Annotated in this window: 9 protein-coding genes; 4 read left to right on the forward strand and 5 right to left on the reverse strand. The window is 60.9% G+C overall.

The window, feature by feature from the left end; translation table 11 throughout:
• The first annotated feature begins 4 nt into the window (after nt 1-4).
• On the forward strand, nt 5-2,590 hold the full coding sequence (locus MNQ99_RS09590) for a cation-translocating P-type ATPase (RefSeq protein ID WP_241912787.1): 2,586 nt from the start codon (nt 5-7) through the stop codon (nt 2,588-2,590).
• Here the strand turns inward: MNQ99_RS09590 and MNQ99_RS09595 are convergent.
• Together MNQ99_RS09595 and MNQ99_RS09600 are read right to left on the reverse strand one after the other, a co-directional pair.
• Nucleotides 2,559-5,834, reverse strand: coding sequence for an HAD-IA family hydrolase (locus MNQ99_RS09595; RefSeq protein WP_241912788.1), 3,276 nt, complete (start codon nt 5,832-5,834; stop codon nt 2,559-2,561). The two genes, MNQ99_RS09590 and MNQ99_RS09595, sit on opposite strands and share 32 nt — an antisense overlap.
• On the reverse strand, nt 5,818-6,849 hold the full coding sequence (locus tag MNQ99_RS09600; RefSeq protein ID WP_241912789.1) for a zinc-dependent alcohol dehydrogenase family protein: 1,032 nt from the start codon (nt 6,847-6,849) through the stop codon (nt 5,818-5,820). The genes MNQ99_RS09595 and MNQ99_RS09600 overlap by 17 nt, the downstream gene beginning before the upstream one ends.
• 505 nt (nt 6,850-7,354) lie before the next feature.
• Between MNQ99_RS09600 and MNQ99_RS09605 the strand changes: the two genes are divergently transcribed.
• The 3 genes from MNQ99_RS09605 (at nt 7,355) to MNQ99_RS09615 (ending at nt 10,050) form a co-directional block, all read left to right on the forward strand.
• Nucleotides 7,355-7,789: an Hsp20/alpha crystallin family protein gene (locus tag MNQ99_RS09605; RefSeq protein ID WP_241912790.1), complete on the forward strand. Its 435-nt coding sequence runs from the start codon at nt 7,355-7,357 to the stop codon at nt 7,787-7,789.
• Between the two features lie 334 nt (nt 7,790-8,123).
• On the forward strand, nt 8,124-8,765 hold the full coding sequence (locus tag MNQ99_RS09610) for an NADPH-dependent F420 reductase (protein ID WP_241912791.1): 642 nt from the start codon (nt 8,124-8,126) through the stop codon (nt 8,763-8,765).
• Between the two features lie 229 nt (nt 8,766-8,994).
• Nucleotides 8,995-10,050, forward strand: coding sequence for a zinc-dependent alcohol dehydrogenase family protein (locus MNQ99_RS09615; RefSeq protein ID WP_241912792.1), 1,056 nt, complete (start codon nt 8,995-8,997; stop codon nt 10,048-10,050).
• Nucleotides 10,051-10,333: 283 nt separating this feature from the next.
• On the opposite strand, the gene MNQ99_RS09620 is transcribed toward MNQ99_RS09615, so the two are convergent.
• The 3 genes from MNQ99_RS09620 to MNQ99_RS09630 all read right to left on the reverse strand — a co-directional run bounded on the left by MNQ99_RS09620 (nt 10,334) and on the right by MNQ99_RS09630 (nt 12,349).
• Nucleotides 10,334-10,834, reverse strand: coding sequence for a universal stress protein (locus MNQ99_RS09620; protein ID WP_241912793.1), 501 nt, complete (start codon nt 10,832-10,834; stop codon nt 10,334-10,336).
• Between the two features lie 663 nt (nt 10,835-11,497).
• Nucleotides 11,498-11,917, reverse strand: a complete 420-nt coding sequence (locus MNQ99_RS09625; protein ID WP_241912794.1) for an alpha/beta fold hydrolase — start codon at nt 11,915-11,917, stop codon at nt 11,498-11,500.
• Between the two features lie 42 nt (nt 11,918-11,959).
• Entirely contained in the window at nt 11,960-12,349 is a 390-nt protein-coding gene (locus MNQ99_RS09630) for an alpha/beta fold hydrolase (RefSeq protein ID WP_241912795.1), read from the reverse strand.
• Between the last annotated feature and the right edge of the window lie 185 nt (nt 12,350-12,534).

The raw sequence follows: 12,534 nt of genomic DNA on the forward strand, positions 1-12,534 counted from the left end.
TCCCATGACGGCGGTTACAGGACTCAGGGCGGAGGAAGCTGCCCGGCTGCTGGCGATGGACGGCCCCAATACGCTGCCACAAGTGCAAACTGATCCGCGTTGGCGTCGGTTTGCTGCCGAGTTCACTCATTTCTTTGCATTACTGTTGTGGGTCGCGGCAGCCTTGGCTTTCGTGGCCGGGATGCCACAACTTGGTGTGGCTGTCATCGTTGTCGTCATCATCAATGGTGTCTTCGCCTTCGCACAGGAAGCGAGGGCCGAGCGGGCTGCTTCGAAGCTTCGGGCGATGTTGCCAGCGCACGTAATGGTGCGACGGGACGGACGCCCGATGAAGGTCGAAGCCGCACAAGTTGTCCGGGGGGATGTAGTCCTCTTGACTGCGGGGGACAGAATTCCCGGCGATCTGGAATTCTCGGTTGCGGAAGCCTGCACCGTTGACGAATCGATGCTCTCCGGCGAGAGCGAGCCAGTGGCCAAACACCCCGGAGACGTGGGCTACGGGGGGACATTCCTTGTCAATGGGAACGCCGAAGCTTTGGTCACCGCCACCGGGCGACGGACGAGGCTCGCGGATATCGCCTCTTTGACCGCGGAGGCTCGACCGCCCCAAAGCCCGTTGCACAAGGAACTGCGCCGCGTCGTCCGGATAATTTCAGCGGTTGCACTTAGCTTTGGAGGCCTGTTTTTCGCCGTCTCGTTGCTGGCGGGAACATCCTGGCGGGACGCTTTTCTGTTCGCAGTCGGAGTATCAGTTGCGCTGATTCCGGAGGGTTTGTTGCCGACGGTCACGCTGTCCCTCGCAATGGGTGCGCAGCGCATGGCGGGGCGAAACGCGTTGGTGCGGCATCTGGAGGCCGTGGAGACCTTGGGATCGACGACATTCATTTGCACCGACAAGACCGGCACGCTGACTCAGAACCGTATGAGTGCTGTAGAAGTCTGGACCCCGGACGGGATGGTCCGGCTGCGCGGGGAAGGATACACGCCCACCGCTGAAATTATCGGCGGCGAAGCGGCAGTACAACGAGCACGTCGACTGGCCCGTGCGGCGAGGGCAGCATCGCGGGGACGAGCCGTGCTGCAAAAGGGGCAATGGAGTGCCGATGGTGACCCGATGGAGGCCGCCTTGGATGCCCTCGCCCGGCGCTTGGCGGACGCCCAGGACCTGGATGACGACCAGGTACAGTTCCGTTGGACTTTCGATCCCGTGCGCAGACGCGAATCGGTAGCAGTCGGCAGCGAGTTGCTCGTCAAAGGTGCACCGGAGAACGTATTGCCCTTGTGCGTGCCCTCAACGGACTTGCGAACCTGCAGCTCGGCCCTGGAAGACATGGCCGGGCGAGGGCTCCGCGTACTGGCAGTGGCAGAACGTACCCTTCCGGGTACCGGCCTGGTAGAGCGATGGCCGGACGAACCGGGCCAATATGAACAGCACCTAACCTTGCTTGGGCTGGTGGGCCTCCACGATCCGCCGCGGGAATCAGTTGCCGAGGCACTGCAGAAGGCACGGATGGCAGGTATCAAGGTTGCGATGGTCACTGGTGACCACCCTACGACTGCGGCCGCGATCGCCGCCGAAATCGGACTGCTGCGACCGGACAGAACCGTCGTAGAGGGGAAGGACCTGCCGGACGATGGTCATCTGCTTGGGGCGCTGCTGGACCACGACGGGGCGGTGATCAGCCGCGTTTCCCCGGAGCAAAAATTGAGGGTCGCGCGGGCCCTGCAACTGCGCGGTCACGTCTTGGCGATGACCGGCGATGGTGTCAACGATGGCCCGGCACTTCAAGAGGCGGACATCGGCGTGGCAATGGGAGCCAGCGGAACCGACGTGGCTCGGGAAGCTGCTGACCTGGTGCTGCTGGACGATGACTTCGCCACCATAATCGCAGCAGTTGAGCAGGGAAGGGCAACGTACGCAAACATCCGCCGTTTCCTCACGTATCACCTCACCGACAACGTCGCCGAGCTCACACCCTTTGTTGTCTGGGCGCTGTCCGGCGGGAATTTCCCGCTGGCGCTGGGAGTAATGCAAATCCTCTTCCTGGACATAGGCACCGACCTGCTGCCAGCCTTGGCGCTGGGCAGTGAACGCGCCGGCCCGCGAATACTGCAGCGACCGCCGGAACGACGTCACCTGATGGATTCTGCCCTGATGATCCGGGTCTTCGCGATACTGGGACCGGTTGAAGCAGTGTGCGAAATGGCTGCATTCACAGTGACTCTCTGGCTGGCCGGGTGGCGCCCTGGCTTTCCTTTCCCTGACGTTGGTGTCTTGGCAGCGGCATCCGGGGCTGCCTTTACCACCGTTGTCTTGGCTCAATGGGCAAATGCCTTCGCCTGCCGTAGCGAGTCCGTACCGCCGTGGCGTCTAGGCTGGGCAACAAACCGGTTGTTGCTATGGGCCGTTGCTGTGGAGTTGCTGGCCTTGATTGCATTCCTGTTCATAGGGCCGGTGGCAGCTATGCTCGGGCATGCGCCTCCCACGGTGGCCGGACTGCTGACAGGATTGTTGGCCATACCGGCGGTCCTCTTTGCCGATTACCTTTACAAGAGGATCAGGCACCGCCATCGAGGCGCCGTGGTCTAGGCACTTCCATCTCAACGGTGCTGCCCGGCTCCAAATATGTGACATCTGTTCCGACCCGGATGCGAATCGGTGCTGCCGGGCCCGCGGTGGCTTCCACCTTTAACTTTGAGCGCTCCAGGGTTACCTCCAGAAGCTGGTCACGGTAGCGGATATGGAACGAGACTTTCCGGAGTTCGGCGGGCAGGCACGGGGCGAAGATCAGGGTGCCCGCGCTCATCCTCAGCCCGGCGAAACTGCGCTGGATGACGTCAATCGTGCCTGCCATGGCACCTAGATGAACACCGTTGCGTGTCGTGCCTCCCTGTGTGTCGTCCAGATCTGCGTTTAAGGCATCGCGGAAGGTGGTCCAGGCGCGCGCGGGATCGGACGCGGCCAGGACGGATGCATGCGTCACCCGGCTAAGAGTAGAGCCGTGCACCGTGCGCTGCGAATAGTAGTCCACGGTGTTTCGCAATTGATCCGGTGTCACTTCGTAACCCATCCTCCGCAGACCGCGCGCCAACTGGTCTTCGCCCAGGATGTAGAAGAGCATCAGGACGTCGGCCTGCTTGGACAGTCGGTACCGGTTGGTACTGCTGCCTTCGGTTGCCAAGATTAGGTCAAGACGCTCGATATTGCCGTAAGCCCGGCGGTAGTGCTCCCAGTCGAGTTCCTGCAACCGTTCATATCCCTCAAACTGGCTGATGATCCCGTTGTGGAAAGGGACGTACATAAGGCGGGCCAGAGAATCCCAATGATCCAGTTCAGCACCAGTAATACCGAGCCTCTTGCGCAGATCCCGGCGGTCTCGGCCGCGAAATGCTTCCATTATCTTTGAGGGACGAGAACAAACCCAAGCAGCCATTACGTTTGTGTAGGCGTTATCGTCTAGGCCCTCGCCCGGATGCTCCGGATAACCATCGTGGTATTCGTCCGGGCCCATGATGCCCCGCAGATGGAATCTGCCGTCGGGCCTGTCGCGCTTCGCCATTGAGCTGAACAGCCGGGCTACTTCAACGATGATTTCCGCCCCGTGGCTCAACATCCAGTCCCGGTCGGCAGTTGCTTCGAAATACTGCCAGACGTTGTAGGCCACGGCCAGGCTGCCGTGGCGTTGTAGCCGCGAATGATCAGGCATCCACTTGCCTGAAAAGCGGTTGTAAAGCCATCGTGGTGTTTCCTCGCTGCCGTCGCTTCCGCTACGCCAGGGGAACAGCGCCCCAGCAAGTCCCGCCGCTCGGGCAGCGTCTCTGGCCGTGTCCAGCCGGCGCCATCTGTAATCCAGGAGCGAGCGAGTGACCGATGGGAGACGAGAGGTCACCAGAGGCAGGACAAAGAGGTCGTCCCAGAAGATATGGCCGCGGTACCCTTCACCGTGGAGTCCTCGGGCAGGTACTCCTACATCAAGATCAGCTGTATGCGGTGTGAGTGTTTGCAGCAGGTGAAAGACATGTAAGTTGAGCACGAGCTGTGTTTCTCGATCGGCATGAAGATCGAAGGTGAACAAGTCAAGCAAGTGCTTCCAGGAGGTTTCGTGGGAGGCGACTGCTGCTTCGAAGTCCTCCGGTGTCCTCCTCAGCACAGCATAGGCGCCGGTCAATGGGGAAGACACTGCTCTATCCCGGGAGCTGACCATGGCGGCTGTTTTGCAGACCACCAAGGATTTACCGTCCGATGCGTTGGCCTGGTGATTCTGCAGCCACGGCGGATTCCTCTCGGCAGACGAGGCCCGAGTTGAGGCCGGAAGACTGCGGACCATTGAACTTGGCTCACCCGTGAACGAGACACGCACCGCCAAGGCGATGCGTATTTGACTCTGCACGGTTATCGCTTGCACCGTTTCGAGGTTCGCCTGCGTTTCTATCGTAAGAATCTCCAGGTGACGGTTCCCCAGTTCTGCATCTTCGGGCACGTTATCGTTTACGACCATGGCATCGATGCCGGTTCTGATTTGAACGGGACCGCTCCAGCCGCGCGGCGTCAGGGTTGTTTCCAGCAATGCCAGATGAGGCTGGGCCATGGAGACTATACGTCGCTGGGTAACTTCCAGCTCCAACCCCTGGTTGTCCTGCAACAGGACGCGCCGGGAAAGAACCGCCTTTCTCATGTCCAGTTCCCTGTGCTCTCGTTTGCGCGTTAGCCCACCTTCAGACCACCACCCTCCCGCGCCGAACCGGAGATCCAGGGGAAGCCAGTTGGGCAAGTTGACCATATGCTCGCCCTCGCTCTTCTCACCATTCACCACGTGGACAAGTCTGTTGTAGATTCCGGCGAGATAAGTGCCGGGATAGTGCACTGAATCAGCGCGCGCTTCTGGCGCGGCCCCCCGAATCGCCATACGTCCGTTGCCAAGAGTTGTCAGCGCCTCCCTGTGACCTTCGTGCCATGGATCAAATCCGTCATAGACCAGCCGCCAGGGATGAGTCAGGACCAGCCCAATATCGAGTTCGGCCACATCGTGCAGCACAACGTTGGCGCCGGCTTGCTCGAGCGCTTCACGCTGCGAGGCGCGGTCAATTCCGACCACGAGCCCAAACCCTCCCTGGCGGGCAGCTGAGATCCCGGCGACAGCGTCTTCCACCACTGCCGTACGGGCCGGCCGTACTTTCAATCTTCGAGCAGCCTCAAGAAAAACTGCGGGATCGGGTTTGCCCGGCAGCTGCAATTCCGCGGCTAGGGCGCCGTCGACGAGTACATCCACACTGCCGTCGAGGCCGGCTGCAGCGAGCACCGCTGACGCGTTCCGGCTTGAGCTCACGACAGCGATAGGCACCCGGCCCTCGCGGAGTCGGGCGATAAAATCAACGGTTCCCGGAAAAGCCCTCACCCCGTTCCGCCGCAGTTCTTCGAGGAACAGGATGTTCTTAGTTCCACCGAAACCAAACGCTGTCCAAGCCCCCGGGGGGTCCGAAGGGGATCCCAAAGGAATCTCGACATGGCGGGAGGCCAGGAATCCAAGGACGCCCTGCTCCCTTGGCCGCCCATCAATGAACGTGAAGTAGTCGCTGTCCCGAAATTCGGCGGATGCAGCCTTTTGCGGCACCCTTGGATCGGCAAGAACGGTTTCAAACAGCTTTCTCCAGACAATGCGGTGAGTTGAAGCCGTATCCGTGACGACGCCATCCAAGTCCAAGATCACGGCATCGAACGGGGAGAGTGTGCCCGCTAACGTAGGTGAGCGAGTGTGTCGCGGAGGCAATTTCGGGGTGTCAGCCGGATGGGCCGCAGCCACGGCTCCACCATCGGAATCAGAACGCTTGGGCATCGTGCCTGGATACCTGCAATACGGCGGCCCCGGTCACGAGGTCTGCAGATAGATCCGACAGCGCTTGGTCGGCTTCCGTAAAGTCGTAGGCTGTGACGGCAGGGCGTAGCGGAATTTGCGCTGCAATGGCCAGAAGATCAGCGCCGTCTCTCCGCGTGTTCGCCGTCACACTCAGCACTTGGCGTTCTTGGAAGAGGTCGGCTGCATAATTCAATGGCGGAATATCGCTGAGGTATATCCCTGCTATCGCCAATGTCCCGCCACGGTCCAGACCTCTTAGCGCCACCGGAACAAGGTTCCCGGCAGGTGCGAAGAGGATGGCTGAGTCGAGTGGCTCCGGTGGTTCGTCGTATGCATCCCCGACGAATACGGCACCTAGCTCCGAAGCCAGTCGCCGGGCTTCGGGAGACCGGGTCATGACGTATACATCGGCACCTTCATACATAGCCACTTGGGCGGCGAGATGAGCAGAGGCCCCGAAACCGTAGATGCCGAGTTTGCCGCCGGGTTTGATCTGCGACCTGCGCAGTGCCCGGTAGCCTATGATCCCCGCGCATAGAAGCGGTGCAGCTTCATTGTCGGAGAACACCTCGGGCACGGAATACGCGAATTTTTCGGGCACAGTTGTAAATTCGGCGTAGCCTCCGTCGTCATCCCAACCAGTGAATCGCGGACTAAGGCAGAGATTTTCATCTCCGCGCAGGCAAAAGCGGCAACTTCCGCACGTGCCGCGCAGCCACGCAATTCCCACCCGGTCTCCGATCGCGAAGCGGTTGCATCCTGGCCCCAGCTCAACGACGTCGCCCACCACTTCGTGACCGGGCACTACACGGGGTCTCTTAGGCGCGAGTTCCCCCTGAGCCAAATGAAGATCGGTACGGCAAACACCACATACATGCACTCGGACAAGTAAGTCGCCTGCACCCGTGGAGGGGTCAGGACGTGTGCCAAGAACCAGTGGCCGCCCGGTGTGGTGGCCGGCCTGGTCCGCTTGATTTATCCACCACGCACGCATGTCTTCACCGATCCTGGTTGACTACGAGTGGAGTTGGCCAAATCGTCTTCGTCGGCGATCACAGCCAATACCAGGGCTTCATTCTAGCGACGCGCCCACGTCCCGGGCAGACACCGAGGGTACATTTGTAGGCTGCCCAGCACGTTGGGCTGATGCTGGCGGCCGGCTACGAACTCTCAAGAGTGATCAACCGGTTCGGGAGGATAGATAATCGAAAGCGTTCAAGCCAGGCGCCCCGAAGCCGGCCCAATCGACGTACCGACCGCCGCGGGACCTCCGGGGCGAACGAGACCTACACGGTGCCCCGGTTGCCCCTACATCCAGGTTACTGCTGCTGCGCTATGGGCTGCACGAGAGGACCTGCCAAGCAGGGAGGCCGTATCTCCTAGTCCTCTTCCTGAAAGACAAGCGGGACGTTAGACTTCCACGTATTCAAGGGGGCATTAGTTGACCGACGGCACGAGGCAGGGCCCGTGCCGTCGGTTGGTCCTAAGGAGATGATGACATGAGTGATTTGTCGAGGTGGTCCCCGTTTGAGCGCCGCTCCCCGTTTGAGCTGATGGAACCATTCCGGCGGTTCTTTGAAAGCGACGCGGAGAAATCGATGATCCGGGTCGAGGAAGAAGCCAAAGAAGGCGTGCTGACTGTTCGGGCGGAGCTTCCTGGTATTGACCCTGAGAAGGATGTGCAAATATCACTAGCTAATGACCAACTTCATATCCGTGCGGAGCGGCAGGAGAAGTCTGAGCAGAAGGACAAGGAGAGCTACCGCTCCGAGTTCCGCTACGGCTCTTTTTTCCGTAGCGTACCCCTCCCAAGAGGAGTAAAAGGTGAAGACATTACCGCCACCTACAAGGATGGGGTGCTAGAGGTCCGGGCCCCAATTCCCCAGAAAGACGAGGAAACTCCCCAGAAGAAGATACACGTTTCACGCGGCTAGCCATGCCACGCCGTGAGGAGGGGAGATGGTCAAGGCCTCAGGTACCGCTTCAGTCTATGAAAGGATCCAGGGCGTGCGACCCTGATGCTCATGCCTGTACGTCTAGTGGGAAAGCACGTTCCACGCCCTGAACAAAGCCGGAAGTAGCCGATGCTTGTCCGCAAATTGCGTGCTGGGCGAGAGCGGAAATCATGACATCGGGTCGAGCCACACGCAGCCGGGATCCCAAGCAGCGCGGCAATCTAGTTGGTGCTGCTGCAGAGACCCGTCATCCATATTTTGAAAACGCAGATGCCCGGCCCAATCGGCTGATCGGGCACTGAAAGGCGAGATCATGACCGAAATTGACATCATCGGCAGCGGTCATATGGCCCGCGGCATTGCGACCCGGTTACTCGCCGGCAGACACGACGTCCGGATTATTGGAAGGAACGACTCTCAGATGAGGGATCTCATAGAGTCCCTCGGACCCGGGGCATCCGGCGCATATATGGGCAGTCCAATCACGAGCAATGTCGTGATTCTTGCAGTGCCCCACGGAGCGACCAGAGAGGTTCTCCTCGAATACGGTGACGGTTTCGACGGCAAAGTGGTAGTTGACATCAGCAATCCTGTCGACTACACGACAATGGACCGACTGACAACGTCGCCTGGCTCCTCAGCCGCGGAAGAGACCGCAACCATGCTTGAAGGTCGGGCCGAAGTTGTGAAAGCGTTCAACACAACATTCCCAAAGACTCTCGTCGTGGGTACCGTCGCTGGCCAGCCACTCGATGTTTTCATCGCTGGCGATTCGGAGGCCGCAAAAGAAAAGGTCAGCGCCGCAGTTGCCCGGTCAGGTATGCGTCCAATCGATGTGGGGCCGCTCCGCTGGGCCCGCGAACTGGAAGCGTTTATGCTCCTGATCATGGCGTTGCAAGTGAATCCCGAGCATGAGCACTTTAACTGGGACACTGCCCTGAAGCTTCTCGCCTAGAGTACCTGCTACCCACTCCGCGACAGTGCAGGCGCGATGAGGATCTGCCCCAAATAGTGCGGGGGCCGTGAGGGACCGCACACGCCATCGAGGGACCGCACACGCCATCGCGTTCGACAAGCAACTCTAGTGCCTGACCCGCCCGCTTGTACGCGTCGCTGCGATCGCAACCGGACGGGGATGGCTCCTCAGCTTCAGCACTGGCCGAGCAACGAGAAAGGAATGGAAAGTGAAAGCACTGGTATTCGACGGTCCCGGGAAGAAATCGTGGACCGAGGTTTCGGATCCCTCCATCAAGAATCCGACAGACGCCATCGTCCGCGTGGATACCACCACAATTTGCGGTACGGATCTTCACATTCTCAAAGGTGACGTCCCGGCTGTTCAAAGCGGAAGAATCCTGGGACATGAAGGTGTGGGAACCGTCATGGAGACCGGATCTTCCGTCATGGGCATCAGGGTTGGTGACCGCGTCATCATCTCCTGCATCAAATCCTGCGGGCACTGCACCAGCTGCAAGGTGGGGCTTTACTCCCACTGTCATGGGGACGAGGGGGCAACAGGTATCGGATGGGTCTTCGGTCATCTTATCGACGGAACGCAGGCGGAATTTGTGCGCGTCCCGTACGCCGACAACTCGCTGCACAAACTCCCGGAGGGAGTGACGGATGAACAAGCCGTCATGCTCTCGGACATTCTCCCGACCGGGTTCGAAATTGGAGTCCAGTATGGGAAAGTCAAGCCCGGAGACACGGTCGTGGTCGTCGGCGCAGGACCCGTGGGCCTAGCTGCGATCGCTACCGCAGGCCTCTACGGGGCGGCCTCGGTGATCGCAATGGATCTGGACGAGCATCGCCTTAGCCAAGCACGGGACTTCGGTGCCACCACCGTCATCTCATCGCTGGCTCCGGATTGGAAAGAGCAAGTATTCGCGCTAACCAATGGGCTCGGGGCAGACGTAGCCATTGAAGCGGTGGGGATCCCCGAAACCTTCGAAATGGCCGTGCAGCTAGTCCGGCCAGGGGGAAACGTAGCCAACGTAGGTGTTCACGGCAGGCCGGTTGAACTGCACTTGGAAAATCTGTGGATCCAGAACATCAACATCAGCATGGGATTAGTCAATACGAACACCACCCCCATGCTCCTAAAACTAGTGGCCCAACATCGGATCCCCGCGGAAAAGTTTGCTACACATCACTTCCCACTAGCGGAGATCGTTGAAGCCTACGACACGTTCACCCGTGCTGCAGAGACCAAAGCGTTGAAGGTAGTTCTGACTCGCTGACGTGTTGACCCGTTGCGATGCAATGCGTCGACAGTCAAGGCCCCGGGCGGTCAGCTTCGCCCGCGGCAGCGTTATCTTGTGTGCCTCGCTGAACGTAGTTGTTGGGTAATCCCGGTCGGGGCTGCACCGAATTCGCTTGGCCCAGATCCGGCGGACCAGCCGGCCCAACTAGCACCCTCATCTGCGCAGGGGCCGTTTGCCTAGGGCTGGACGGTCAGTTCGTGAGCCGGACCACCGTACCCGTAAATGGAGTCGATAGGCCGCATTGGGGAGTTACGTGCCCTTACTCGAAGGGGCGGGGATCGAGCGGGACTATCAGCACCGGCCTGTGCTGATGATGGGCCAGATGAACGGCCACGGACCCGACGAGAACTTCCTCGAGGGCGTGGACAACGCCCGGTTCGCGTGTTCCCACCACGATCATGGACGCGCCGATCGTATCTGCAACATCAGACAAGGCGCGCGCCGGTTCACCAGCCACGGTCCGGAACGACCACGCCACCCGGCACCCGGTCAGAGCCTCGGACAGGTTGGTTTGGATTTCTTCGGCAGTCCGTTCCACATAGCTGAAGTCACCATCGGAATCGATAGGCAACAGAATCTTGGACCCATTCGGCAGGGTCTCCTCATAGGTGGAGACGTCCACATGCACGCATACCAAATCCACACCAAGGCCGACGGCTAGGACCGCTGCCCGCCGTACCACTGCCGCCCGCTGCCCCTGTACTACCCCGACTAAGGCGGGGCCCTTGACAGGCATCGGCACGTCTGACTTATCCACCACGGTCCTTCCTGTCTCCGACGCATGCACGGTTTGGGCCGCCCCGGCGCCTGACGGTGCCTTCGAGGGAATCTCGTTGGAACGTCGGAAATCGACGTGCTGAACCCAGGAGCTTAGTTGCGGCGGAAACAGGAAGCGGAGATCTGCCAAGGCCACCCTACGATATGTGGGTAGCAACCGATAGGCGGAAGGAGAGGGGAATCTTGGAGCCGTTCCACCGACTGCCCGGGCCTGTTCCGCGTTGCTGTATCACTAGTGAGACAGGCAAGTGTGTTCCCGGCTGGCTGTAGGAGTGCCTCTCCAATCGGCTCCAGCGAGTGCATAAGGGTCCGTAAAGCGTGATCCACATGTAGTCCACTTTGGGTGACTGGAGTGGCTCATACGGTCAATTTCCACAGGCTCGCATCCGCCACGGCGAGTGATGCGTTTGTATCTCGTTGCAGGCCCTCCGCCTGTGCTTCCGTCTCTGCGCGATGGCCAAGGCAGACTGGAGTGGCCGCCCAGCTAGGCTGGGGCAGCAACTTCGGGCGGGGTTGCTTTCGCCTGGTTGGCGGGGCGATCCGCCTAGACGAGAGCGAGGCCTCGGGCCGAAAGCGAGTCACTGGCCAACAGTCCTTGAACCGGGGATCCCGGAATGGCAGGCGCTGCTGCCCCGCGTTCCGACACTCAAAAGGACAACGGGTGCCGGGGTAAGCTCGACGTCGTACCCGAGTGGAGCCTCTCCGCCTCCTGCCAGGACTCATCCACCCGCGCGTTCCAAGCGTCCGGGACCTCTTGGAAGGGCTGGTGCGCTTCCTCCTCCATTACCTCGAACCGGGCTCCGGGGATCTCATCGGCCACCCCCTTACCGAGCTCAGGGCGGCTCATCCTGTCGGCGCCGCCGGCGAGTACCAGTATTGGAACCTGAATGGCGTTCAGTCTGCCGGCCGTTACGTGCCGCGCGCAGGCATCGGCGAAGGCGAGGAAGTCCTCCGTGCTCTGCTTGTGTGGGAAGGCCATGGCGTCCTCGATGAACCGGTCGACCGTCCCGTCATTGTGGGCCCTGGCGGTGTAGACCCAGATGAAGAACCCCCTCCAGGAAGTCACGCTCGCTGGGCGCCAGCTCGGCTTGCCAGTGGAAGGCCCGGATCATCGTCTGCATGAAGTCGTCCATCGCTGACCAGGTGCTTTGCAGCACCAGGCTGCGGACGGCTTCGGGGTGGCGCAGCGCGAGCTCCAGGGCAATGATGCTGCCGCCGGAGACCCGGCCACATGGGCCGAGGAGACTCCCAACGAGGGCAGCACCGCGGCAGCGTCGTCAGCCATCGCCTCCACAGTCGGCTGCCCCTGGGGCATGGCCGTCCGGCCAGCCCCGCGGTTGTCGAAGGCCGTCATCCGGTAACGGTCCGCCAGCCCGTCGAGCTGGCACTGCCAGGACTCCACGGTGTCCCCGAGCCCGCCGATCAGCAGCACGTCGGGCCCCTGGCCGACCTGCTCCGTCCAGGTCTCCAGCTCCCCGGCCTTCACATGCTGTCCCATACGACCCTCCAGGCTAGTGCGGTTGCCGGCTGGACGGTCCCTGGCAGTGGCGGCGCCAGCCCTTGCCCGGCATCTCCCGGGTAATCCATTTCGGTATGCTACTCCGCTCTGACCGGGCGCCCAGGGGTTGTCGTTCCTGCATGATGACGGCGGACGGCGGCTTCCCGGACCCCCTGGCTTGTCTG

The organism is Arthrobacter sulfonylureivorans, assembly GCF_022637435.1.
In the GTDB taxonomy this organism is placed as follows: Bacteria; Actinomycetota; Actinomycetes; order Actinomycetales; family Micrococcaceae; genus Crystallibacter; species Crystallibacter sulfonylureivorans.